Origin of the sequence: Lactobacillus intestinalis (genome assembly GCF_024397795.1) — a bacterium.
GTDB lineage: Bacteria > Bacillota > Bacilli > Lactobacillales > Lactobacillaceae > Lactobacillus > Lactobacillus intestinalis.
In genome coordinates this window covers 62,170-88,777 of sequence record NZ_CP072983.1, presented here as the reverse complement: position 1 = coordinate 88,777, position 26,608 = coordinate 62,170, and the positions used below count along the sequence as shown (strand labels likewise).

Below are 26,608 nucleotides of genomic sequence, written 5' to 3'. Positions count from 1 at the left end.
ATTTATTCCCTCGCTACTTTTACTACTTCCAATATAATTAATGCCATTATCAAGGCGACCAACCCGTTTACAAAAAACAATAGTTTGTAATCTACCATTTCAATCAAAGCGCTATAAGTTAGTATTCCCAGAGGAGTAAGAAATTGGACTATAGTATATAAATATGTATTGACCTGACCCAAATTTTCTCTAGGTACTACCGATTGAATATATGTAAAGAATGGGGGATCTGCTAATCCATTTAGCAATCCTAAAACTAATTCAAATATTGCAAAAATAATTATTGTATTTATTGAAGAGAATTTTAAACATATTCCTAAAATAGCTAACGCTCCAAAATTTAAGAAATATATTTTTTTCACTACTTTTAATTGACTCTTAAAAGTAATTAGAGTTATAAAGACTCCTCCTAGAAATACTCCCCAAGAAAAAAGTCCCTGTAAATTTCCACTCACTTCAGTTGATTTATCCAATTTATTCACTATTACGTAGGGAACTCCAATTTGCATTAAGGCATTCATAAAATTTGAAATTATAGCAAAAAAACCAAATATTACTATTTCTCTATAATTTTTGAAAAAATCTATTTTTTGAGTAGACTTAGTAATTCTCTTTACATTCGAGGAATCATTACCAAACGGTGTAATATAGACCATTAATAAAGTTAAAAGCTCCGTAATAATTTCTATACAAATTATGTAATTAAAATCTATTTTTGCTACTAAAACACCAGCAATTGGAGCCGATATAATGCTTGCAACTGAATTACTCATTGTTTGTATGGAATTCAAACGTTGATGGTAATTTTCATCAACCATTTCTGGAGTAGAAGATAAATATGTCAAGGTAAAAAATCGGGCACAAATTTCAGAAAAACTTATAAAAATTACTGCTACAACATATAAATATCTTGTATTTAATTCATTAAATACTATTAAAAATAAGACAATTACTATTATTAATGCAATTTCCGAAAATATAGCTACTTTTTTATGATTACTTCTATCAATTACTCGCCCTGTAATTGGAGATAGCAAGATGCCAATTATAGGGCCTACAAATAAACTCATTCCGTAACTAAAAGCGGAACCCGTAACTTTTAATAGGTAAAGAGATAAGGCATAAACAAAAATTGATGCTCCCAACGCATTTATAAATGATGTTGTCCCAACTTTAAATAATTGTCTTCTATTAATTTTTGCTGAGTACATAGTACCTCCTAATTTTATTAAAAAAGATAAGTCACTTTTGACTTATCTTTTTTAATTAATTATCCTTTTTATCAATAAAATGATGGATTCTTGTTTCGTACTCTGCTTTAAAGTTTTCCCATACTTTTTCAGCTTGCTTTACATCATCTAATTTTTCTTTTTCAGTACTATTCATATGACATTCTCCTTTTCATAATAGTCTAGTATCTAACAGCTTTATTAATTATTAAATTTTATATTATTTAATTATCACATCTCCTTAATGTTTTGTTAATGGTTATAATACTAGACTATTACAAATAAATCTTATTTTGTATTATATATAATACAAAAATTAATAAAATAAAGTGAGACGATAACCACACTGATTTATTATTTTTTCTATTTCTTTACTATCTGCAACCTTATAGTTAAAAAAAGCCTTGTAATAATTGCCTATAAGTTTATATAAAGACATTTTTTCTATAGAGGGTAATTGACACAAATAATTTACAACATCCTTTACTTGTGGAGCCATATCATCAAAAGTTGTATGTCTTTTTTTATAAATAAACAAATAATTATTAAATATGTTCAAATATATTTTTAACAAATAATCCATATTTACATTATTTTTCTTTATATTACTAAGTAATTGATTTATAAAGAAATCTAATCTTTCTTCCTCCCATAAAATCATTGTGCTCTCTAACAACTTCAATGATTGCATATTCATACTCCACTTTTCTGTCTTATGAAACTCTTTCATTAATACATTCTTAAGGGAAGAATCTATCCTACTTAAATTATTATTTAAATATGCAACCATCACTGTAGACCTAATCTTTAATAATTTTGCCTTTGGAAGTTGTAAAATTTTATCATAATAAAATTCGGCTCGGTTTATATCTCTAATGTTAATAGCGTATCCTATTTTCTTATCCAATACTTCTTCTTCAACTAAATACATAGGTTTGTATGTTTTTTTTACTAATTTTTCAAAATGATTCATATCTATTTTATGAATCAGTAATAATTGAATTAACATATTTGCACTAATATAACTTTTATCACTCTCTACCCGTGCATAATAAGATCGACTCATAATATCCCCACACATTTCTTTTTGAGTCAATCCGAGCTCACTTCTTATTTTTTTTAAGGCTTCTCCAATCGTCATATTTTCCTCCTAACAAATAAAGTTCAGCCTATATGCTGAACTACTTACTATCATTTCAAATTAATCTTAGCTTGAGCAAAGAGCTCATCTCGCATTACTGCTGGCGTCATGTGGTAATATTCATTGAACTTCTTATAGAAGAATGACTTACTCGAATATCCTACTCGTGAAATAATCTCCTTCAAGGAAATATCTGGCTGAGCTAACAAGTCCTTAGCTTCACGCATTCGTCTTTCATCAACATGATCCACAAAGCTCTTTCCGGTCTTTTGCTTAACCATATTAGAAAAGTAATTCGGATTAAAACCAAAATAGCGCGCAGTTTTAGCCAAAGTAATATCTACAAAATGATTATCAATATACTCATCTAGAGTCGCTTTTTCAAATTTAGTCTTATCCAGGCTAACTGGCGTAACAAGCTTTTGATTTCTAATTGAGATAATCAACATTACCGTCAGTTCAGCTCCAATTAATGCTCGAATAAAAAGTTCATTTCCAAGATAGCCATCAATGATATGATGCATTACTTGAGTAGGACGTGTCATTGCATTATTCTTCAACCAGAGAACATGCTCATTTTCCAAACTATCAACAAATTGTTCAATAACTGTATTTTCCTGTTTACTTTTAGAAGCGAGATCCTTAAAGAACTTTCTATACTTAAAGCCTGGTTGAAATTTCAATTTAACTAGTACTGCATCACGCGTTTGACGCATCACTTCATACTGATAATTTTCAGTAAGAAGAAGCACATTTCCAACTTTAAGCTCAATTATCTTTTGACCGCTTTTAATTGTGATTTGGCCACTAATCACAAACAAGATAGTTGAAACATCCATCTTATATTGATGGACACCATAGTTATGATTTTCAAGGTAGAGTGTAAACAGATCAAAATTTTCATTACCAGCTTTTAATTTGATCTCACTTTGATTCCCTTTATTGGCTCTTAAAACGCTGGTGAGATATTGATCCAAATCAACTGTTGCCATATGCCCACCTTCCTATTAACATAATGAAAACACTATAATCCTATTATAAAGCAAAAGCGAATATAATTATACGTAAGAGCTTACATTATTGTAAAATAGACATTTAAAAGCTTTTCTTGTAGAATGAAAAGCAATTGGGGTGCTAATTGGCTGAGAAATACCCATCGAACCTGAATCTAGGTAATTCTAGCGCAGAGAAAATGTAATGTTTTGTGCACCTTCTAGGTGCTTTTTTATTTTGGAAATATATTCATGATCACAATCAAAAATCTAACTTTTGCTTATCATACTAAACCAATCATTAAAGATTTAAATTTAACTCTTCCCTCTGGTTTCTCACTTTTCGTGGGACCTACTGGATGTGGGAAATCCACACTATTAAAGCTAATTGCAGGTCTTTATCCTAAATATGCTGGGAAAATTTTAAGTGGAAAAATAGATCTTCATCATCAAAAAACTGCCATGATGTTCCAAAATGCTGGCGAACAATTTACGATGCCCACTCCGCGAGAAGAAATCGTCTTTGCTTTAGAAAATCTTCAATTGTCAAATCCTGAATATAAAAAGCGTTTAGCAATGGCAGTAGATTTCACTCAAATTAATCATCTACTTGATCAAAAAATTTCTACGATGTCTGGCGGAGAAAAGCAACGCGTCGCTTTAGCAGTTTTAATCGCAATGGATGTAGATATTTTAATCCTCGATGAACCCTTTGCTAGTTGCGATCCCGAAAGTCGCCACTTTTTAATCAATAAACTTAAAAAACTTCCCTCTCAAGGCAAAACTATCCTGATCAGTGATCATGTATTAAGCGATTATCGAGGAATTTGTGACTATGTTTATAAATTTGAACACAGCATAGTTAAAGAATTATCTCAGACTGAAGCTGAGGAGCTCTTCACTCCGAAAAATAATTCTTCGCATACATTTTCTTTACCTAAACCCAATGAAGAAGCTATTTTTGAATTTAATAATGTTCAAATTAGCCAAAATCGTCTTCTGTTAGATCAAGCATATTTAAAGATCTTTGCCAATAAAGTCACTCTCTTAACTGGCGCAAACGGTGTTGGAAAAAGTTCTCTCTTTAAAGCATTATCCAAAATGCTCCCGTATACTGGAAGCATTCGTTATCATAAGCGCGAAGTGCAGAAGCTCAATTCACGTAAATATTTACGCCAAGTAGGGCAAATTTTTCAAAATGCAGATGATCAATTTTTAAAAGTGACTGTTCAAGAAGAAATTGAATTAGCTAAGAAAAACCTTCCTAAAAAATACTTTTCTTCTCAAAAAATTAACGATTGGCTAAAATATCTTGAATTAGATTCCCACTTAGATCAAGTTGTTTATACCCTTTCTGGTGGCCAAAAAAAGAAACTCCAAATTCTATTAATGCTTATGAGTGGACAAGAAGTTCTTTTAATAGATGAACCTTTGAGCGGTCTGGATTCTAACTCGATAAAAAAGGTTATCCATTTAATGAAAGAATGTCAAAAAGAACTTGGTCAAACAATCCTAATTATTAGCCATCAAGTTGATGAAATTGCTAGTTGGTGCGATTATCATCTTGAATTTAAAAATAAGCAATTAACTTATCTAGAAAGATAGAAAATAAAAAATGAATCCTAGTTTAGAATTTTTACTCGCCTTTATTATTTCCCTGGAAATCTCAATCAAACCTAGTTTAATTACCAATTTTTTGATAATTACTTTTGCATTAGTTTACTTATTAATTCGAAAAACTAGTTTCAAAAAAATAATTGAATTGATTACTATTCCATTTATTGCCGCCTTTACGATTTTTGCTACCTTGTATTGGTTTTCTACTAAGCCGGATCCTTATTATGCGTGGGATCTTTCCAGTCGTGTCTACGTCTACATTCTCACGATTGCCTGCGTTGCAGCCGATACAACGGCAGTTGAATTTTCTCGTTCTTTAGAACAAAACCTCCATTTACCAAGCAAATTTGCATACGGCGTTTTAGCAGCGCTAGGTATCATCCCGCAAATGAAAAACGCTATCAAGCAAATTCGCACGGCAGCGATGATGCGCGGAGTTTATCTGTCGTTTTGGTCTCCGCAATTATACTTTAAAGCTATCTTAGTTGCACTTAATTCGGCCGAAAATTTAGCACAAGGTATGGAATCACATGGTTTTGTAGAGGATCAAACTAGGTCCACGATTGTAGCAATTTCTATCAAGAAAGGTGATTGGATTGTCTTTTTTACCCTTTTAATCTTAGTAAACATTTCACTATTTTGTTTCAAGTGAGGCTTTTCATGGAAATTTTTGAAAACACTATTCCATTTTTAAATTATCAAACTTATTATCGGACAGTTGGAAAACGTGGTTCTAAGCCCCCTGTAGTTTTACTTCATGGCGGCCCTGGTTCCAGCCATAATTATTTTGAAGTTTTAGATGAACTCGCCGAAAAAGATAATCGGCAAATCATCATGTACGATCAGCTTGGCTGTGGCAATTCTAGCATCCCCGATGATCATCCTGAAATCTACACTCAAGAAACTTGGGTAAAAGAATTAGAAAATTTACGTCAGCGACTGCATTTAAACCAGATTCATCTCTTAGGACAATCTTGGGGCGGAATGTTGGCAATTATCTATATGTGCGATTACCATCCCAAAGGCATTCAAAGCTTGATCCTTTCTTCCACACTTTCCTCTGCTAGCCTTTGGTCAAAAGAATTACACCGTTTGATCAAATATTTACCTATCGAGGAACAAGCTGCCATTCATCGAGCAGAACTTACGCATAATTTTAGTGATGGCGCTTATCTTAAAGCAAACGAACACTTCATGGACCAACACGTATTTAAAATTACAAATGAATCTCCCGAACCTGTTCGGAGAAAAAAGATCGGCGGTACAGTCGCTTATAATATCGCATGGGGCCCCAACGAATACACGCCTGAAGGAAATCTCCATGACTATGAATATACGAAAGCACTTGCCAAAATCACAACTCCAACCTTGATCACAAGTGGCACTGACGATCTATGCACACCTTTAGTGGCTAAAACAATGAATGACAATCTTCCTAACAGCCAATGGGAGTTGTTCGAAAACTGCGGTCACATGCCCTTTGTGCAAAAAACTAACGAATATGTTGATTTACTTATTAATTGGCTTAATTCACGTGATTAACAAAAACCTCAAACTCTTTCAAGTTTGAGGTCTTTTCATTTACGATTTTCTACTAATAGCCATAACCCGACTAATACCGAAATTTCGGGAATAATAAGACTCCTTATTTCAATCGGACGATCCCATAAAGTAACAAAAACAATAATTCCAGCCAGTTCTAAGATAATTCCTAATTCTCTCAAAGCAGATTTGTCGTATTGCCGCGGCACTTTTACTACAAGCGCAATAATCAAAGTGATAATCCCCACGCCAGCCATTAAACTAGCCAAAAATAATAAAGTCGATGCTTCATTAAAATGATCTCTGACAGGAATCGAACTTAAAGTTAAAATTATTCCACAGGCAATAAAATCAACACTCATCGTCCATAAACTAAAACCGAACCCTAATCCCTTTGCACACAAGTATGACACAATCAATCCGATTATGACATTTACAATTACAATCACTGCCATAGTGTAGCCTCTTCTTATAAATAACCCTTCGCTCTTATTTCAATTATAACAAAAAACTACATCTTCTAATTGAAGATATAGTTCTTTACTTATGATATGGGCTACCTGAATTAATCATAAATGCCCGATAAATCTGCTCAATTAATACTACGCGCATCAATTGGTGAGGCATTGTTAATTTTCCAAAACTAATTAAATCATTGGCGCGTTTATTTACTGCTGAACTAGTACCAAGACTTCCACCAATTACAAAAGTAATATCCGAATGACCATAAGTACCTAAATCTTGAATCTCTTTAGCAAATTCTTCACTGCTTCTCTGTTTTCCTTTGATAGCAGTCACATAAACATACTCTTTATCCTTAATCTTAGAAAGAATTCGCTCTCCTTCTATTTCTTTAACCTGCTCATCTTGGGCCGCACTTAACTTTTCGGGTGCTTTTTCATCAGGTACTTGAACAATCTTAACTTTTGCAAATCGGCTGAGTCTTTTCTCATATTCCGCAATTGCATCTTTAAAATACTTTTCTTTTAGCTTTCCAACACATACTATTTTAATATTCATATTTTTAATTATAACTATCTTTCTAAATTACTGCAATTTTGTTATGAATTTATCCACAAGTGGTTTGGATAAAAGTCTAAATATAGTATAAAAGCATTTCATCACTACAATATATTGATATATACTGTAGAGAAAATATTTTTTTACCAACTTTTTACACATTATTATCTGGAAAAGTATCATTCACAAACAATATTTTTATTAAGCTCTAGTTACTTAATATATCTAAACTTATCGAGATTAATTTTATTTGTTAACCAACTATAGTAAAAAATATTTATAAAGAATAAAATTATATTTTTCATATTTTATCCACAATCCACAGGCTTATCCACATTTTTTAGATAAATATTAGTTCTATTTAAAATTTGACATATCAAAAGCCGAACATTTTAGTGTTACACAGATTTTAAATTAAGAAAAAGCATTATAACCTTGCCAAAGCTGATTATAACGCTATTTCTTATTTATTAATCTGTTAATTAATTGCCTTGAAGCTTAACCTTAACAGTCTTTTCACTACCATTTCTGTTAACAGTTACATCAACAGTATCACCGACTTTGTGGCTGTATAAAATCTTGTGTAACGATGCCACATCACTTACTGGCTTATTGTCAACTTTCACAATGACATCTTTAGTACGCAAGCCTGCTTTAGCAGCTGAACCACCACTCTCAATTTGAGCAATATAGATACCATTCTTCAACTTAGAATCAATATTCATTCGGCTTCTATATGCTTCGGGCACTCCGTCAAGTGCAATTACACGAACGCCTAGTTGTGGACGAGTAATCTTCCCCTTCTTAACCAATTCATTTACGATAGTAACAACCTCGTTAGAAGGAATGGCAAATCCCATCCCTTCAACAGAAGTACCATCAGTTGATTGAGAAAGTTTCATAGAATTAATCCCAATAACTTGACCGGCTGAGTTAACTAAAGCACCACCTGAGTTACCTGGATTAATTGCCGCATCTGTTTGAATTACAGTTTGTTGGTTAGAAGAAGTAGTGATTGTTCTGCTTGGTGCTGAAATAATCCCTTGGGTTACCGTAGAAGCGTATTCACTGCCTAGAGGTGAACCAACTGCAATTACACTTTGACCCGCTTGTAAGGTCTTAGAATCGCCAAATTCGGCTGTTTGAGTAACATATTTAGCATCGATTGAAAGAACAGCTAAGTCAGTAGCGCTATCCTTACCAACAATCTTAGCATTCACAGTTTTACCATTTTCAAGCATTACTTGAACAGCATCACTACCAGAAACCACGTGATTGTTAGTAACAATATAGCCTTTACCATTTGACTTCATATAAACAACACCGGAACCTTCACTATAAGTTTCCAATTTGTTGCTCTTAGAACTCTTACTGCTGTCACTACCTCCAAAAATACTGTAGAAATCAGTCGAACTAGAAGATTGTTGACGCTTTAAGTTAATAACAGAAACCACAGCCCCTTTAACACGGTTATAAGCCGCTGTCATTGAACCACTAGTTTTTGCACTAGTCTTTGAAACTTTCGAGCTGTTTGAGCTAATACTGGTTTGCGCTGCGTTATTATTCATTGAAGAATTATTGAGTTGATCTAGAGCTGCATAAGAAATACCGCCCCCAATCAATCCGGCGACAACCCCAACAATTGCCGTCTTCATCATGAGTCCTTTACCATTCTTATTTTTATTAAGTCTTTGATTTTGTCTATTTGGATCTTGATTTTCCATAAAATACACCCCTTTATGTTTTCCATATTACCGTTAAAATTTGAACTTTATATGAATAAAGTTTGGAAAAAATTTAAACTTCAAATAAATCTGTTGGCTTATCAGGCTCTGTATCAATAATTTTAACATCAGAATCCAGATTCGCATCCCCATCCACCAATATTTTTTCAGCAGTCTCATGAGCTAGTACTTCCGTGTTATTATGCTGGCTGCGATGGGCTAAAAATATATGTTTTGTTTTAGAACTTACCACATCTAAAAGAGCATTTCCAGCTTCTTCATTTGATAAATGTCCCACATCAGACAAAATTCTTGATTTAAGCGACCAGGAATAAGGACCATCTCTTAATAATTGAGGATCATAATTAAACTCCATCATGTAGGCATCCGCATCTTTAATAGTATCTTCAACCTTTTCAGATACATATCCCGTATCGGTTAAAAATGCCACTCTTTTGCCGCCACTACTAAATACATAATATTGTGGTTGCGCCGCATCATGACTTGTTGCAAAGGCAGTAATATCTAAATCCTCAAAAGTTTTCGTTTGCCCCGGCTCAATTAAATTTATTTGCTCTTCTGGTAACTTTCCAATTTTATTAGTATCGATTAAATATTTCCAAGTTCCCTGATTAGCAAAAGCATTAATTTGCGGATAGCGTCGCATCAAAACACCTAAGCCACTACTATGATCGGCATGATCATGACTTAAAAACGCCATATCAATTTCTTTAATGTCGACTCCTACTTGAGCAAGCAAATCTTTCGTCTTTTTTCCTGATAAACCTGCATCCATTAAAATTTTGTGCTTTTTTGTCACAATTAAACTAGTATTACCTGTTGAACCGCTTGCTAAAACTGAAACTTGCACTCTACTCTGCCTTTCTAATTCTTTTCCACATTATACGACGTGTTAGACTGCAACATTTGGGCTGTATAAGCATTTACACGCTTTAAGGTCACATTCTTAGTGGCTTTACTTTCTACCCATACAAGCCAAGTTGGTAATAAAATTGTGCTTCCACGAACTTCAGTTAATTTAGAATAACCCAACTTTACTTGAATGACGCGAGAGTTATTTGATATTTCACGATCAGTATACATTGCCCGAACCGCATGCCAAGGACTGATTGTAGATTGAAGTTCACGAACCGGATTAACGGGACCCATATAAGTGAGAGTATAATTTGAAATTTGACCATTTTGGACAGTGATGGTTAGTTGAGCGTCATTATCATAAATTTGGCCATATTCAGAAGATTGAACATAGGTATAACTATCATCTCCCGACATATCCGCCTCATATTTAAATTCTTTACCATAAGGAATATTCTTAGGATTATTCTTAAATTCTTCCAATCGTTTCAATTTTTCTTTATGAGATCCTTTTATTAGAACGGAGTTTTTAGGACTCGCTGTCAAAGAGTTATCTGCTTTTGAATAATGCGCATCTACTTGTGTGAGACTATTGATTTTATTAGATAAATAGTCTCTATTTTTTGCCGCTAAATAGTATCCAGAAGACTGAGTTTCAGATAACTTTGGCAATTCAATTCCATCACTTCTCATTTCACTACGGATATTTGAACTACTACTTGTATTAGTATCAGCATTGCTTAAATGGACTGGTGACCGCAAAATTTCAACAGCCAAGTAAATATCGATCAAAGTAAACACAATCAAAAATAACCATTCTATTCTTTTATGATCCATCTTTACTTCACCTCTTCTTTGCTCTTAACTTCCATGTCCTTATAAATGCTAATATTCTGCTTTTGCCATTCATCTTGGCTCTTCCATTCTCCATAAGCTTTAATATAGTAAGTTGGAATTAAATTTACTAAGCTATGATGGCCATTATCTTTTTCTACTTTGAATCCCACCATAATTCTTTCAATATCATTCTGATGGAGGCCATGTTTTTCTAGCGAATCTACTAAATCATAAGTAGATTCTAAACTCTGAGTTTGTCCATCAAATGGAATTGGGATTTGGAAATTAATACTGTTAAACTCAATATTGATTGCGTCTGAAGAAAAGCTATTGTTAACTTGTAGATCGTGATCGTTCAAGAAAACAGGAATGCCTTCAATATAATTGGTATAGCGAACTACGTTATTATCAGCATCAAAGAAACGCAAATCTTGTTCTGTCATACCAAGTTTATGCACATAATAAACACTATCTAGCAGACGATTATTCACACTTGGAATTTTTCCCTTTTCAAAATGAGTATACTGGAAATTATGATCATTTCTTTCGCCCGCAGCAGGGACTTTGAGTCGGGTGTAATAGTTGTAGGAATAAGTAGTGCGGCCATTTTTATTAGTTTTACTTGTAACGCCGGACGTTCCAAGCAGCCGGCTCACAAAATACGAATCTGATTGAGAAGTCGTAATATAACTATATACACTCCAGTTTACAGATTTACTATAAAAAGCAGAGTAACTTGATTTCAAACGAACAAAATTAACTGGCGTCTTATTCTTTGCCTTTTTAGCATATCTACGTAACCAATTAAAATTAGCATTTTTTAATGAGACTTTATAAATAGTATTACTCTGATCATTTCCCAAATATACCCATTTATTATTATCTGGAATAAAAATTCGATTGAATTCTCTATTTTTCTGCTTGCTATTGGCTAAAGGAGTAAACAAACCAAAAGTAACCTGATCAGGATAAGATAACTGAATAAAATTAGGGTTATTTAGTAATTCTTGGTATTGAGTCCGATTATTCCCTATTTTCTTTAGGTCAGTGGCTGTTACTTGACGCAACTCTTTAGTAAATTCAAAGGGTAAATTGTTTTTGGAATCGTATAGCCGATAGGGTTTCCCATCAATAAACCCATATGCATTCGTCGGGATATATAAATCATAGAGAGATTTATTATTTTTGGTTCGCGCTTGTCCTCGAGTAACTTGATTATTTGTTTGATTAATTCTACTAAAGCGCTGATCACTAGTCATTATAAATATCCATAAAATGATAGATAAAACAATAACTACAAAAGTTGCTAGGCCTAAAAAGAAGTCACCAAACTTAAATTTAAACTTCATCCCAGTCATCCTCCTCGCTCATCGGTTCATATGGTAGAGAAATATAGAAAGTAGATCCTTTTCCTTCGCTACTTTCAGCCCAAATTTTACCTTGGTGAGCTTCTACGATTTCTTTAGCAATCGCCAATCCTAAGCCGGTTCCTCCTTGAGCGCGTGATCTTGCCTTATCAACACGATAGAATCGATCAAAAATCTTATTCAAGTCCTTTCTTGGGATTCCTAATCCTTGATCTGAAATACTTAAAATTACCCGATCTTGTTTTTGAACCAATTTGACAGTAATCACACCACCATCAGGAGAATATTTAATGGCATTATTGATGATGTTATCAACCACTTGCATCATTTTATCCGTATCAATCTCCACCCAAAGAGCTTGATTGCACAATTCTCTCTTAATAGTGTATTTCTTTTTCTCGCCTTTTTTCTTATCGTTTTTTACAATCATATCAAATCGATTCAAAATATGGGCTACAAAATCATTTAGATTTACCCATTCAAGATCCATTCGAGAAACCCCACGATCCATGCGAGAGAGACTTAGCAGATCATTAATCATTCGAATCATTCTTTCAGTTTCTTCTTGAGTTACCTCTAAAAACTTAGGAGCAATGTTTGGATCTTTCCATGCTCCCTCACTAAGGGCATCAATATAAGCTCTTAAACTAGTTAGTGGCGTTCTCAATTCGTGAGAAACATTGGATACAAATTGCTTTTGCGAGTTTTCGTTTTTTAATTGCTCAGTCACATCATGAAGAACGCATACACTTCCGGAAACAAATCCTGTAACTCTTTTAATTAAAGAAAAGCTAGCATGGAGAATCATTTCATCTTGGGTTCCTGCATTCACTGTTACAACTATTTCCTTTTGATTAGAAATAAGGTCTTGAGAAGATTCATCAATTCCTAAAACTTCCGCAATCGGTTTATTTACAACATCATTTTCTTTTACATTTAGAAAATTAAGTGCCATTTGGTTAACAATAGTAACATTTCCATGGCGATCTGTCGCAATTACCCCATCAGTCATGTGAGACAGCACGCTATCTAGTCTTCGTCGCTCACTTTCCGACTCTTCCTGCGACTTTTCAATTCTAACTGATAAAGTATTGAAAGCTTCACCCAATTGTCCTAATTCGTCATTAGAATAAATTTTCACTTGACTAGAATAGTCGCCATCGGCAATACTAAGCGCCTGGCTTTTCATTTCTTCAATTGGCCTGGTTATCGCCCGGGAAATAACTAAAGCTAAAATTGCCCCTAAAATAGCAGCAATCAAAGACGCCAGCAAAAACATCATTGAGGTATTACGCAAATCTTGAAATACATTTTGCATGCTTGCCCGAACGTAGACTGCTCCCACAGTGCTGGTCGATCCATTTCCACTTCCTAATGGAGTAATTTGGATCATATAATTACTGCCATTATCATCAACAATTTTAGTTAATTGTCTCCCAGTTGAGGTAACTTGTTTAACATCATTATTGTTGACTCTTTGCCCAATTCTACTTCGATCATTTAAACTTGAGACTGCTCGAATAATATCTTTATTATCAACCACAATAATTTCACTAATTGAATCATTATTGTAATCATTAATAATTCTACTTAAACGATCATTAGTCCCTTTATTGTCTCGAGTTAATTGAGACGCTAATTGATTAGCAACAACATTCTGAATTTGAATTGAAGATTGAAAATTTTCAATACTATTTTGTTCAAGTTGTCTAGTAAAATAGGCCCCAATTACTTCAATTGTGGCAATTAACATCAACATAAATACAATTGCGAGTTTTGTACTTATGGAATTAAATGTCTTTTTTAGTTTATCTTTTATTCTCTTCATCTTTACTCTAAAAATAAAAACACAAAAAGAAAGCCATTCAACTAATTACAGTTGTGGCTTTCTTCTCTATTCATCGGTTGGTTGTTTTACATAATAGCCGACACCACGACGAGTTACCAAAATTTGAGGTTGGATTGGATTATCTTCAATCTTTTCTCTTAATCGGTGTACCGTAACGTCCACAGTCCGCACATCGCCAAAGTAGTCATAACCCCAAACAGTCTGAAGCAAGTGCTCACGAGTCATAACTTGTCCCATATGTTGAGCTAAATAGTATAAGAGTTCAAACTCACGGTGAGTCAACTCGATTTTTTTACCATTTTTTTCGATAATATAGGCATCTGGCATAATTACCAAGTTACCAATAGTAATATTTTTATCGGTTTCTTCTTGAGTTGCAGCTTCTGCTTTCTTTACAATATCACGACGGCGCAAGTTAGCCTTAACACGTGCAACTAGTTCACGGTTAGAAAATGGCTTAGTTACGTAATCGTCTGCACCCATTTCAAGTCCTAAAACTTTATCAATTTCAGTATCTTTAGCAGTTACCATAATAATAGGCATATCATGAGTTTGACGTACTTCACGTGCAACCTCAAGTCCATCTTTTTTTGGTAACATCAAATCCAGAATCATTAAATCTGGATCATATTCGTCAACTTTTTTAACAGCTTCTTCACCATCATAGGCGGTGTCAACGTCAAAGCCTTCCTTAGTCAAATTAAATTTAATGATATCAGAAATTGGCTTCTCATCGTCAACCACGAGAATCTTTTTTGGCATACCCGAATGCCTCCTTTGCCCCTATATTATACTGGTTTTTACCAATTTAGCCAAAAAAATAAAGAAATTTGTAAAAAATGCTTGCATTTTATTTTGATTCATTGCATAATAGTATCTGTCAGTTATGACATGGGTGGTTAGCTCAGCTGGCAGAGCAACGGACTCTTAATCCGTGGGTCCAGGGTTCGATCCCCTGACCACCCATAACTTTAACATCGCTTCGGCGATGTTTTTTTGTTGCTAAAAAATAGCTTCTCAATCAGAATTATTGGTAAAATGAAGATAAGAAATTAAGCAGAGAGGAGCTTTTTCATGAACAACGAAAATGTATTTTTTAATCCTGGGGATGCCATTGCTTCTTCTCACGACTTCAAAGAAGCTAGAAGAAGTGCTCAAATCATCAAAGCTGATAAACCAACCGCAGGGCAAATTGTAATCGCCCAAAATGCCAAAAGTGGCAAATACGCTATTTACTTCGCTGATAAAGCTAGAGATGATAAACATGGCGAGCCATACAAAATCACAGAAAAACTATGAAAATTTTTATAGCTTCTCCTCATGGGGAAGCTATTTGTTTTTGAGTAAGTCAATAATTACTACAACCAGTCAAATTAGAAACAATAATTAAAGCATTTGTTAATGTGTGGCATGTAAAATTTAATTGGTTTAATGATTTTTCAAATTTAGACTACGAAAAAAGCCACTTAAGAAAAGTTACTTCTGGTTGTTTTACTCACGAAGCATTAATGCTTAATTTTGTGGATCAATCGAGTGACTAAATCAACGAGTCGTGAAGCTTGGTACAATACTAAACCAATAGCAATTAAAGTATGTTGAGCAGACGCGCAACAAAGGTAAGCTGATCACTTGCCGAAAGACGTCTTGTTGGTGGTCATTGAACCACCTTTTTTGTTGCAAAATTATCATTTCAAGGTGAATATATCCAGTACTTTTTATCTTTTTTAAATTTTTCAATATTTTTTGTAAAAAAATACTTGTCAAAAGGCAAATTAATTGATAATATATTTAACTGTCAGCGGTTGAGAGCTGAACAAAAATTGGGTGGTTAGCTCAGCTGGCAGAGCAACGGACTCTTAATCCGTGGGTCCAGGGTTCGATCCCCTGACCACCCACCAAAATGAAAATGGCACTGCAAGTAGTCGGTGCTTTTTTTATACCTAAAGCCAAGTACCATATGGTATTTGGCTTTTATTTTTGCTTAAAACAAAACTACCGACAAATTAGCGTCTATTTCAACGTTAATTGTCAGTAGTTTTATATTTCAGAGGTTTTCTCTGCTATTTAATTTTTGAATAGGCTTATTTCTTCGAACTATATTGGGTCATTAATTCTTTGACTTCCTTAGTCCAGCTGTCCTTTCTAATTTTTACAAACTAGAATGGCAAAAGGATTAGTACTTTTACAAAATTTGTTGAAGTTTTTCTCCCATTGCTTTAGCAATTCCTTCAGTATAGAATTCAAAAGTCTTTGTATCATGAAGAAATGGCGTCATAATAGCAGCACGAAGCAATGTTACTGAGCCAACTTTTTCCCAGTCATCTTTAGTGAATCCCATTCTTTCAATAAATGGAACTGGAGAATCACCATATGTATCTTTCTTAAAGATGGTATGTGAGGTAAGGAACAAATTAGAATATACGCGACTATCATAGAATGAAGACATGTTAAACATCTTTTCATTCAATTTATTTGTCTTCTCCAAATCAGTTTCACCATCGACCTTTAAGACCCAGTCAACCATATTGAAATCAGGGTTATCTAATGGATAAACTTCAACTGTTTTACCATTAATATCAAACTTCAATTTCTTTAAGAATTTACGGAACCGTTGAGCAGTTTCAATAGACGAACCAATCAAACGCCCATATCCAGTAATATTAAGAGGTACGGTTTGATGAGCTGCCCATACACCAGCAGCAGTTGCACCACCTTTAGAGCCAGCAAGAATGTAAGAGCCTAACATATCTGGTGCTTCTGCGGTCTTCTTTTCAAATACATATGGAGCAAAGTAAGAAATCACATTACGCATACTTTGATATTTAATTGCGATACTTCCTGCACAATATTGAACATATCCCATCTTATGAGGATCAATAGTAGTTGATTCTGTATCTTTAATTGCCTTATATGCTTCATAAACGTCTTTATCAATATGTACATCAGTATTGAATACATGGTGCTTCTTAAACATATCTTTAAGTTGATCATATTCTACAAAATGATTATTTTCATCTCTAAATAAAGCACGAGCATAACCACCATAAGCAGCATCAACATGAATGTAGAAATAAACTCCTTGTTTCTTCATTTCCTCACGGAATTTTACAATTTTATTAACTTCATCCACTTGTCCTTCTTCAGTAGTCCCAACAACAGCCACTACACCAAGAATTGGGATATGTTTAGAAGCTAATTCCTTAACTTTTTCCTTAAGGATATCTACATTTTGACGGAAATCACTCTTTACAGGAATCTGTACCATTTGGTCTAATCCAACACCAGTAATATCAAGTGCTTTTAACCAAGAATAGTGTTTAGTATATGGAACAATTAATTTGCCAAGTTTTTGAATATTCTTACCACTTCTTGAGGAATGTGCTTTAACTTCATCAATTTGTTTTGGAGTCAAGGTCTTCAAAATATCAAGAACTTTTTCAACTGACATATTCAAAAGCTCCCATTCACTCAATCCCTTAACTTTTTCAGGAACCACTTCTTTAAATGCCAATGGCATAGACTTAAATTGCCGCATATACCAAAGTGCTTCTAGGTTAGCAATAGAACCATCGTGAGTAAGGTGTCCCCAGCCTTCTTTATATCCAAGAAGATCTGCAATTTCATCTCCAACTTCTGCTTCCATTTTCGAAGTAGCCATTGAACATTCCAAAGTAACATTGTTTGCATTCCAAAGCATAGCTTGTGAGTATGCAAGCATGGATGGTGTTAAAGTATCAGATAACATTTGACCCCAGTAGCGACCAGCTGACATCCAAGGAACACTACCTTGGCGCAAGCGGTGATCAACTTCTGTCAAAACATCATGTTGACGCTGTAATGTAGCTTGATATTCTGGTGAACGTTTATCTTCATCTGTAATTGCTGAAATATCACCAGGAATATAATTTTTCCGCCAACCCATATGACTTTGAAGTAAGCGTGATAATTCATTGATATAATTATCGCCATTCTCGGATTTATCTCCAACAAATAAAGCATTATAATCAATATCTTTATTGTCCATTTATATATTCTCCTTTCGAAAAAAATACAATAAGCTAATTTTAAAATCCTTTTTTAATCAGATAGTCATTAGCATAAAGTTCTATTCACAAATTGATAATACACCCTAAAACTTAACACACAAATATTAAAGCTTATCATTCTCTTTAAATATCTTTATATAAAAAACACTCCATAATGTTTAAACATTATAAAGTGTTCCAGCTATTATTAATGATTATCTTTTATTAAGTTATCTACTTCTTTAGCCCATTCTGGCTTCTTAAAGTGGAAGAAGATGAACGGTAATATAATGATAACTGCACTAATAACGGCCACTACAAGGAAATTGAACCATGTACCTACAACAAATGTAGCTACCATAATAACTCCGATGGTAATTATTAATACTAGTCCTATTAACCAGGCAACAAAAGTATTTCCAACTTTAAAGTCGGATGTCAAATTTGGTTTTTCGACTCTCATCTTAATAAAACCAATTGCCATGAATACATAGACAGTACAATAAATGACGTTAGTAGCATTAACTAAATCAAGAAATGCACTATTAATATCTGGAATTAATAAATAAGCACAAGAGAAAACAGAAACTACAACAGCTTGAACATACATAATTGATGGAGAATCACCAAATTTATCTTTCTTCCAGAATTTTAATTTTGGAGAAATATATCCATCCCTAGCAGAAGCTAACATTGTTTTTCCTGGACCAGATACCCATGCTGAAAGTTGAATACATACACCTACTGCAACCAAAATACTAAATACATTGTTAATCCATGAAGGTAAACCTAATATTTTATTGTAAATGATAATAGGCTGCACAATGTTGTTAAGATTAATTTCAGTTGGTGCGACTACAGCAGATTCCATAAAACCGTTAATTAAGTTTAAAATCAACATAAAGGCTAGTGTTGCTAAAACACCAATAGGATATTCTGATGTCTTCTTTAAACGAGTTATATACACAGATGATAATTCAATACCCACAAATATTAAGGCAATTGGAGAAAAATAAGCCAAAGACTTTGCACCTGAACCAAGGGGAATTATTTTTTCAGGTGAAAAGCTTTGTAGGATAGATGTTGGATGAATTCCAGTCTTAACCACCGCAGCAATACCAAGAATAGTCATAACAATAAATGGGATGTAAATTCCTATCCAATCTCCCCATTTACCAGTAATTTTTGCCATATCAAAGTGTCTATTTAAAATAGTCATTCCCCAAAACGAAATTAAAATAACTATTAAAGTAAAAATATTATTTGTACCCAATTTTGGCATATTAATTGCTGTAGCAATAAGTGGTGGCAATGCAGAAGCAACTACAACCATCCCTGGAAACAAAATAGTCCAAAGCAACCATGAGGTTGCAAACCCAAAATTATCTCCTAGAGTATTACGTACCCACAGTTCTGGACCACCATGTTCAGGAAAAGTACTACCAAATTCACCGGCAATCAAACAAATAGGTAAAGCAAATAGAAATGTCGAGATTGCCATATACAGAAACATGGGCCAGCCAGCAGCGGCAACATCCGGAATATTACGAATACTTGCAGCTAACGCAATTGTCATTCCTATAAATGTACCCAAGCTGACAGTGGATAATTTTTTATTCGACATATAGATCTAACCTCCCATATATAATATAAAAATTCATTATTGTAGTAAGACTAGAAAACATTTTTTACATTTAATCGTTATCTTTACATGAAAATAATGCTAGTCATTGATAATAATAAAATCCAAAAGTATTTAATCTAGGATGAAACTACACTGTCATTGTAATAGGAGGGGCCTCTTATAAGCAACTAATAAGATTTGAATTGTGTCATTAATTAAATCTATTTTTCTCAACTCGTTTTATTTGAATTTATAAATGCATTAGCGTACTGTGAAACTGTAATCACGTGATCACTAGTTAAAATAAACGAGAGGAGATTATATTATGGCTGTAGATATTCCATATAATGTTGATAAATGGCGTCCAAGCGATCAAAAAGCTTATAATGCTTGGTTACGTAAAGTTTTGGAGGAAGCCAAATCAGAAGAAAACCAAAAGCTTTTACCCCCAGTTCAAGCTTTGAAAGAATTAATTGAAAATGATCATTACATTTGGAATCTTGCTCAAATGATGTTTGATGAGATTCCAAAGAGACTTGTTGATGCTCCTGCTGACCTTCCACAAGTTCGTGATTATCACCAAATGTTATTAATGATTAACAGAGTAATTCAACGTGCTCCTGAATATAATGAAACTAGTTTCGTTGGTACTCCAATGGCAGCTATCTTTAACTATCCAATGGGAACCCGTGCTGGTTACGCATTCTTTATGAACGATAAAGTTAACGCTAAATTACGTGATATTCTTAATTACTGGGGAAGATACTTAAAGAGTGAAGCCTCAACTTATGTTCTTAATACAAGTTCACAAGGTTGGCTAGGTGAGGAAGCCCTTAAACGTATGGCTGAAAAAGCCTATGGTGATGACTTCCAAAAAGTTTTCAAGTGTGCTTCTAGTGATTTTGATAAACATTTAGGATTCAAATCATGGGATGATTACTTTACTCGTGAATTTAATCCTGGCGTTCGTCCTGTAGAAAACCCTGATGATCCAGATTCAATTGCTTGTTCTTGTGAATCAGCACCACTTAAGATTGCTCATAACGTTCCTTTACAAGCTAAGTTCTGGATTAAGAGTCAACCTTATTCTTTGTTAGACCTTCTTCAAAATGATCCATGGGCTGCTAAATTTGCTGGTGGAACACTTTATCAAGCATTCTTAAGTGTATTTAGTTATCACCGTTGGAATAGCCCAGTTGATGGAACTATTGTTAAAGCTTATAACTTACCAGGTGCTTACTACGCTGAAGATCTTTATAAGGGTTATGACAGTGTAACACCTGATGACAGTCAAGCTACTGCATCACAAGAATTCTTAACTTCAACTTCTACTCGTGCCGTTATCTTTATCAAAGCAGACAATCCTAAGATTGGACTTATGTGCTTTGTTGCTGTAGGTATGTCCGAAGTATCAAGTGATGAAATTACAGTTAAAGTTGGTCAACATGTCAAGAAAGGCGACCAACTTGGTATGTTCCACTATGGTGGTTCAACTCACGTAATGTTGTTCAGACCAGAAACTCAACTTGAATTCAATTTACACGGTCAAGAACCTGGTTTAGGTAGTTCCGATATCAAGGTACGCAGTGAAATTGCTAGAGTTAAGTAATTTTTATTAGTAAATCTAAGAATGTAGGAGATTAACAATCATTTGTTAATTTCCTATATTTTTTTGTCATTATTAGACAAACACAATACTATTGTCATGATGTATAATGAAAAAGACAGGACACAAGGTCCTGCCTCTAGTGCTTTGCTGAAGCTTAATTCTTAAAAAAGCTTTCTCAACTCGCGAAGAGTCAAGTGTACTTCATGCATGAGCGGAGCTACGGATAATATAATCAGAATCAATAGTAGCCAAGACATGAAAAAACATGCCTTGCGTGGGCGGTCTAGATGACCGTCTTTTTTATTGAACAAAAATATCGACCTTTAAAAGACCGTTATTTCAAGTTGAGTGGGCTTTTTGCTATTTACTGGTAAAAAAGACTTTGGTAATTAGGAAGAGTGCTGTTTGAGTTTTTACAATTCAAACAAGTCGGGCTCATATCTAAGTAAGTTGGCATTAGAGTGTTTTAAGTTATCTTAATTATATCTAATTGATATAGTAAGTCGTGCTTCTCGCATGATGAGAAACACTAACAAAAGTGTAAAAATGGCACGCAAGTATCAAGCTGGGAACTTGAGAAAAATGTCACCATGAGCAACCTTCAGGGTTGCTCTTTTTTTGTACCTTTTCTAGTATTCATTTCGATTATGACATTCTATGTAATTCCCTCTTATCCCTAAAATAAAGTCTAATTAATGATAAAATGAACATAATGTTATTTTAGGAAGAAAATTATGCAAAATTATTATTACACCAAGCCTACTGACGATGTAGTAGCCAGTAAAAATCAAAATTATAAACTTCCCAAGGACTATCAAATTATCCCTACTTCAATCAGCGCAAAACTTTGGAATTACATTGCTCGAACTTTGGCTGCTCTTTTTGGTTGGGGTTATTCTCGATTATTTTTAAAAGTTCATGTTAAAGGAAAGCACAAACTAAAACTCGTCAATCAAAGTGGATATTTTTTATATGGAAATCATACCCAACCCATGGGCGACGTCTTTACGCCACTAACCATTGCTTCGCCTTATCGCTTCTATGCAATAGCAGGACAAGCAAATTGGGGCATCCCTTTTATTGGCAAACATCTCGTACGCTATGGCGGCTTACCCGTCGGAGAAAACCTTCAAGAATCTGCCAAACTTATCCAAGCCATCAAAACACTCATTCATCAAAAAAAGGTCATTGCCATCTATCCGGAGGCCCATGTTTGGCCTTACTACACTAAAATTCGCCCTTTCTCTAACACTAGCATGCACTTCCCTGTGCAACTGAATGTGCCAAGTTTTACAATGACTACCACCTATCACAAACCCAAATTTGGCAAACGTCCAAAAATTATCATCTATATCGATGGACCTTTTTATCCAAATCAAGCCCTTTCTCACAAAAAAGCTCAAGATAAGCTTTACAATAAAATTAGGGAGACAATGATTGAACGCGCGCAGACTAGCGACTATCAATATTGCCATTATGTAAAAAAATAATTATGCGAGGATCTAATCATGAATATTCTTTTTTGCGGTGACAATCATGCAGAAGATGGAGTATTAATCACAACATTATCTTTACTAAAAAATACCACGGAAGAATTACATATTTATATTCTAACAATGAAAACAGAGAATAAAGACAAACAGTATCAGCCTTTTTCTAAAAAAGCCGCAGACTTTATTCGTTCTCTCTTAGTTAAGAAAAACGCTCACAATACATTGGAACTTATCGATTGCACAGATTTATTTGTTAAAGAGCCGCCAACTGCTAATATGGGGACGCGTTTTACACCATATGCCATGCTTAGATTATTTGCAGATCAATTACCGCAAATTCCAAATCGAGTTCTTTATTTAGATGATGATGTCATCATTCGCAAAGATATTAAAGACTTTTATCATCAAAATATTGAAAACGTCGAATTAGTAGGAGTACTGGATTACTGGGGTCGCTTTTTCTTTCATAATGTCCACGAGCATAAGATGCTTGATTATCTTAATTCGGGCGTTCTATTAATCAACATGGATGAAATCAAAAAGACCAACTTATTTGCTAAAGTTCGTCATATGATGCAAGTTAAGCGCATGTTCTTGCCAGATCAATCTGCTATAAATAAGCTTGCCACTAAAAAGAAAATTGCTCCGCGCCGTTTTAATGAACAATATCATCTCCGAGACGATACCGTAATCCAACATTTCACTACAAGTTTTCGATTTAAACCGTATTTCCACACACAAACCGTAAAACCATGGGATGTGGAAAGAGTGCATAGCGTTTTAAAATTGCATGAGTATGACAATATACTTAACGAATACCTCAAATTAAGGGATAATCTTAAGTAATAAAAGAATTATTTGGAGGATATTATGACAATTCCTGTTTTTTATACAATTAGTGATAACTACACACCTTACGCAGCAGTTTCTATTAAATCTTTAATTGACCATGCTGACAAAAACAAAGACTATACTATTACTTTATTAGTTCAAGATATCAGTGATGAACACAAAAAATCACTTGAAGATATGTCAACTGATAATGTACATGTTAATATTTTTCACATTGATGATGAAATGGTTAAACCTATTCACAAAGGGGAAGAAAATTACTTACGTGGTCAATTCTTTACTATGTCTATCTTCTACCGCTTATTTATCCCCGAACTCTTTCCTCAATATGATAAAGCTGTCTATCTAGATGCTGATACAATCATCAATACTGATATTGCGGATATGTACAATATTGATCTTCAAGATAATATGTTTGCTAGTTGTCCTGATTTATCAATTCGTTTTATGCCACTTTTGCAAGAATACATTAAAAAGTGCCAAGGAATCTTTCCCCCAGAAAAATACATCAACAATGGCGTCATCTTATTTAACATGAAAGAATTCCGTGACAAGAAATTCGTTGATAAGTTCTATTATTTGATGAGTAAATATCACTTTGACAATCCGGATCCAGATCAAGCTTACATGAATGAGATTTGTGAAGACAAGATCCTTCATTTGGAAAAAGAATGGGATGCGATGCCAAATGAAAATATGGATGAAATCCCTAATCCTAAAATTGTCCACTACAATCTTTTCTTCAAGCCTTGGCATTTTAAAGATGTTCAATATGGTGATTACTTCTGGAAAGTCGCAAAAACTACTCCTTACTACGATGAGTTAAAGAAACAATTGGAGGACTTTACCGATGAAGATCGTCAGCACGCTCGTGATGACCTTAAGAAAATGGCTGACAAAGTTAAATCTATTGAAAAAGAGAAATATACTTGGGCTAAGGTAAAGAAAACAGAAGATGTAAGAATTTAGAAGGTACAATTATGACAATTCCTGTTTTTTACAGTATTAGTGATGACTTTACTAAATATGCGGCGGTTTCATTAAATTCATTGGTTAAACATGCCGATTCGGAAAAAGACTATACAGTTTATTTCTTAAATCAAGATCTAACTCCTGAGCACAAGGAAGATCTAGCAGCTTTGGGCAATGAAAATGTTCATGTAAAGTTTTTTCATATCGATGATGAACTAGTAAAGCCGATCAAAAATCGTAAAGAAAATTACCTAAGAGCGGATTTTTTCACTATGTCGATTTTTTATCGTTTATTCATCCCTGATCTTTTTCCCCAATATGATAAGGCAATTTATATCGATAGTGACACAATCGTCAATGATGATATTTCTAAACTTTATGCCACAAATTTAGAAAACAACTTATTTGGTGCATGCACTGACCTCTCAATTCAATATGTTGAAAAAATGGTCACTTACATCAGAGATGTTTTAGCACTGGATCCTAAGAAATACATCAATTCTGGAATGTTAGTTTTAAATTGCAAAGCATTCCGTGAGGAGCATTTTATTGACCACTTTATGGATTTACTTGAAAAATATCACTTCGACTGTATTGCGCCTGATCAAGATTATCTAAATGAGATCGGTGAAGGACGCATTCTCCACCTTAATCCTAGATGGGATGCAATGCCTAATGAAAACACAGCCCCTATTTCTAACCCAGGTTTAATTCACTACAATTTATTTTTTAAACCATGGCATTTTAAAAATGTTCAATATGAAAAATATTTCTGGAAGAGTGCTCAAGAAACTAAATTTTATGATGAATTAAAACAGGAACTAGACAATTACACTGATCTGCAACGTCAAGAAGATCGAGAAAAATTAAATTATATGCTTGAAAAAGAGGACAAAACTTTCAATGATCCTCACAATTGGGCACAAATAAAAAAGCAAGGATCTGTAACTTTATGATTATTGGAAACAATCGCGAACAAGTCATTCAAAATATTAAAACAGCTGCTAATAACCGTGACTTTACAGCAAAGGTAGAAGTTGGAGATCCAGTCATGTCTTTGCAACAACGAACAGCTTTAGTAGATAATTTTTGGAAGAATCAAGCTACTCTTTCCAGCAAACTCAATAATGAAGTCGGAAAAATTCTCCTCGATACTTTAGCAAAAACTATTTCGGCGTCTACTGAAATAAAAGGTTTAAAGTATTTAAAAGATCTCCCTCAAGGAGGTGCCATTGTAACAGCTAACCATTTTAATCAGACTGATGCTTTGACGATTAAAAGATTAGCTCTAAAATGTCATCATCACCTCTCAATTGTGATTGAAGATACTAATTTAAAATTACCCGGATTTTTCCGTTATTTGATGAATTACATTGGGACGATTCCTCTGGTAAATAGTCCAAGTTACATTGGAAATGAATTTCCTAAGCATCTTCATAATGCTTTAGAACGTAATAATTGGGTATTAATCTTCCCAGAGCAGGAAATGTGGTGGAATTATCGCAAGCCTCGTAAGCCACAACGAGGAGCCTATTATTTTGCCGCTAAACAAAATGTACCCATTATTTCTACTTTTATCGAAATCCAAGACTTGCCCAAGCTAGAAAAAGATAATCCTGATTTTTATCAAACTAAATACATTGTTCATGTTCTCCCAACTATTTATCCAAATCCGGCCCTAAATGAAAATCAAAATTCCAAATTAATGATGGCGCAGGATTATAAACAAAAAGTAGAAGCTTTCGAAGCTATTTATAATAAAAAGTTGGATTACGACTTTACTCCCTGGGATATTGCAGGGTGGCGTCATAACAATTAATAAGAAAGACTAAAGAAGTT

At 33.9% G+C, this 26,608-nt stretch carries 23 protein-coding genes, 2 tRNA genes and 1 riboswitch; of the genes, 12 read left to right on the top strand and 13 right to left on the bottom strand.

Annotated elements, in window-relative coordinates; all coding sequences use genetic code 11:
• Positions 1-2: 2 nt before the first annotated feature.
• From KBW87_RS00440 to KBW87_RS00430, 3 genes are all read right to left on the bottom strand, one after another.
• Positions 3-1,211, bottom strand: a complete 1,209-nt coding sequence (locus tag KBW87_RS00440; RefSeq protein WP_057809466.1) for an MFS transporter — start codon at positions 1,209-1,211, stop codon at positions 3-5.
• Between the two features lie 334 nt (positions 1,212-1,545).
• Positions 1,546-2,370, bottom strand: coding sequence for a helix-turn-helix domain-containing protein (locus KBW87_RS00435; RefSeq protein ID WP_057809468.1), 825 nt, complete (start codon positions 2,368-2,370; stop codon positions 1,546-1,548).
• A gap of 50 nt (positions 2,371-2,420) precedes the next feature.
• Positions 2,421-3,362, bottom strand: coding sequence for a helix-turn-helix transcriptional regulator (locus KBW87_RS00430; RefSeq protein WP_057809471.1), 942 nt, complete (start codon positions 3,360-3,362; stop codon positions 2,421-2,423).
• Between the two features lie 125 nt (positions 3,363-3,487).
• Positions 3,488-3,578, top strand: a riboswitch (TPP riboswitch).
• A 36-nt stretch (positions 3,579-3,614) separates the two neighbouring features.
• Between KBW87_RS00430 and KBW87_RS00425 the strand changes: the two genes are divergently transcribed.
• From KBW87_RS00425 to pepI, 3 genes are read left to right on the top strand one after another with little or no spacing between them, the layout of a single operon-like run.
• Entirely contained in the window at positions 3,615-4,967 is a 1,353-nt protein-coding gene (locus KBW87_RS00425; RefSeq protein ID WP_083478840.1) for an ATP-binding cassette domain-containing protein, read from the top strand.
• 10 nt (positions 4,968-4,977) lie between these two features.
• Positions 4,978-5,631, top strand: coding sequence for an energy-coupling factor transporter transmembrane component T family protein (locus KBW87_RS00420; protein ID WP_057809472.1), 654 nt, complete (start codon positions 4,978-4,980; stop codon positions 5,629-5,631).
• Between the two features lie 8 nt (positions 5,632-5,639).
• Positions 5,640-6,521 (top strand): proline iminopeptidase, encoded by an 882-nt coding sequence (pepI, locus tag KBW87_RS00415; protein ID WP_057809475.1) that lies wholly within the window; start codon positions 5,640-5,642, stop codon positions 6,519-6,521.
• Positions 6,522-6,556: 35 nt separating this feature from the next.
• Here the strand turns inward: pepI and KBW87_RS00410 are convergent, their stop codons facing one another.
• The 8 genes from KBW87_RS00410 to yycF form a co-directional block, all read right to left on the bottom strand.
• Positions 6,557-6,976 (bottom strand): hypothetical protein, encoded by a 420-nt coding sequence (locus KBW87_RS00410; protein ID WP_057809477.1) that lies wholly within the window; start codon positions 6,974-6,976, stop codon positions 6,557-6,559.
• 85 nt (positions 6,977-7,061) lie between these two features.
• Positions 7,062-7,541 (bottom strand): 23S rRNA (pseudouridine(1915)-N(3))-methyltransferase RlmH, encoded by a 480-nt coding sequence (rlmH, locus tag KBW87_RS00405; RefSeq protein ID WP_057809479.1) that lies wholly within the window; start codon positions 7,539-7,541, stop codon positions 7,062-7,064.
• 482 nt (positions 7,542-8,023) lie between these two features.
• Positions 8,024-9,265 carry a S1C family serine protease gene (locus tag KBW87_RS00400; protein WP_057809481.1) on the bottom strand — a complete coding sequence of 414 codons (1,242 nt, stop codon included), beginning with the start codon at positions 9,263-9,265 and terminating at the stop codon, positions 8,024-8,026.
• Positions 9,266-9,338: 73 nt separating this feature from the next.
• A complete protein-coding gene (locus KBW87_RS00395) occupies positions 9,339-10,136 on the bottom strand; it encodes an MBL fold metallo-hydrolase (protein WP_004039745.1) in 798 nt (265 codons plus the stop codon).
• Between the two features lie 14 nt (positions 10,137-10,150).
• Positions 10,151-10,978, bottom strand: coding sequence for a two-component system regulatory protein YycI (locus tag KBW87_RS00390; protein ID WP_004039747.1), 828 nt, complete (start codon positions 10,976-10,978; stop codon positions 10,151-10,153).
• 2 nt (positions 10,979-10,980) lie between these two features.
• Positions 10,981-12,327, bottom strand: coding sequence for a YycH family regulatory protein (locus tag KBW87_RS00385; RefSeq protein WP_083478841.1), 1,347 nt, complete (start codon positions 12,325-12,327; stop codon positions 10,981-10,983).
• Positions 12,317-14,173: a cell wall metabolism sensor histidine kinase WalK gene (walK, locus tag KBW87_RS00380; RefSeq protein ID WP_057809486.1), complete on the bottom strand. Its 1,857-nt coding sequence runs from the start codon at positions 14,171-14,173 to the stop codon at positions 12,317-12,319. The genes KBW87_RS00385 and walK overlap by 11 nt, the downstream gene beginning before the upstream one ends.
• A 66-nt stretch (positions 14,174-14,239) precedes the next feature.
• Positions 14,240-14,956 (bottom strand): response regulator YycF, encoded by a 717-nt coding sequence (gene yycF / locus KBW87_RS00375; RefSeq protein ID WP_057809488.1) that lies wholly within the window; start codon positions 14,954-14,956, stop codon positions 14,240-14,242.
• A 131-nt stretch (positions 14,957-15,087) separates the two neighbouring features.
• On the opposite strand from yycF, the gene KBW87_RS00370 reads away from it, so the two are divergent.
• From KBW87_RS00370 to KBW87_RS00360, 3 genes are all read left to right on the top strand, one after another.
• A tRNA-Lys gene (locus KBW87_RS00370) sits at positions 15,088-15,160 on the top strand.
• Between the two features lie 108 nt (positions 15,161-15,268).
• On the top strand, positions 15,269-15,493 hold the full coding sequence (locus KBW87_RS00365; protein WP_004039755.1) for a hypothetical protein: 225 nt from the start codon (positions 15,269-15,271) through the stop codon (positions 15,491-15,493).
• Between the two features lie 523 nt (positions 15,494-16,016).
• Positions 16,017-16,092, top strand: a tRNA-Lys gene (locus KBW87_RS00360).
• Positions 16,093-16,376: 284 nt separating this feature from the next.
• Here the strand turns inward: KBW87_RS00360 and KBW87_RS00355 are convergent.
• Both KBW87_RS00355 and KBW87_RS00350 read right to left on the bottom strand, forming a co-directional pair.
• A complete protein-coding gene (locus KBW87_RS00355) occupies positions 16,377-18,218 on the bottom strand; it encodes a pyridoxal phosphate-dependent decarboxylase family protein (RefSeq protein WP_057809800.1) in 1,842 nt (613 codons plus the stop codon).
• 209 nt (positions 18,219-18,427) lie between these two features.
• Positions 18,428-19,843 (bottom strand): amino acid permease, encoded by a 1,416-nt coding sequence (locus KBW87_RS00350; RefSeq protein WP_057809798.1) that lies wholly within the window; start codon positions 19,841-19,843, stop codon positions 18,428-18,430.
• A gap of 325 nt (positions 19,844-20,168) precedes the next feature.
• Here KBW87_RS00350 and KBW87_RS00345 point away from each other — a divergent pair, with 325 nt between their 5' ends.
• The 6 genes from KBW87_RS00345 to KBW87_RS00320 all read left to right on the top strand — a co-directional run bounded on the left by KBW87_RS00345 (position 20,169) and on the right by KBW87_RS00320 (position 26,588).
• Positions 20,169-21,452 (top strand): phosphatidylserine decarboxylase family protein, encoded by a 1,284-nt coding sequence (locus KBW87_RS00345; protein ID WP_004043517.1) that lies wholly within the window; start codon positions 20,169-20,171, stop codon positions 21,450-21,452.
• A gap of 731 nt (positions 21,453-22,183) precedes the next feature.
• On the top strand, positions 22,184-22,942 hold the full coding sequence (locus KBW87_RS00340) for a lysophospholipid acyltransferase family protein (protein ID WP_057809796.1): 759 nt from the start codon (positions 22,184-22,186) through the stop codon (positions 22,940-22,942).
• Positions 22,943-22,960: 18 nt separating this feature from the next.
• Entirely contained in the window at positions 22,961-23,791 is an 831-nt protein-coding gene (locus KBW87_RS00335; RefSeq protein WP_057809794.1) for a glycosyltransferase, read from the top strand.
• Between the two features lie 24 nt (positions 23,792-23,815).
• Entirely contained in the window at positions 23,816-24,766 is a 951-nt protein-coding gene (locus KBW87_RS00330; RefSeq protein ID WP_057809793.1) for a glycosyltransferase family 8 protein, read from the top strand.
• A gap of 11 nt (positions 24,767-24,777) precedes the next feature.
• Entirely contained in the window at positions 24,778-25,725 is a 948-nt protein-coding gene (locus KBW87_RS00325) for a glycosyltransferase family 8 protein (RefSeq protein ID WP_057809791.1), read from the top strand.
• Positions 25,722-26,588: a lysophospholipid acyltransferase family protein gene (locus KBW87_RS00320; protein ID WP_057809789.1), complete on the top strand. Its 867-nt coding sequence runs from the start codon at positions 25,722-25,724 to the stop codon at positions 26,586-26,588. The genes KBW87_RS00325 and KBW87_RS00320 overlap by 4 nt, the downstream gene beginning before the upstream one ends.
• Positions 26,589-26,608 lie beyond the last annotated feature (20 nt).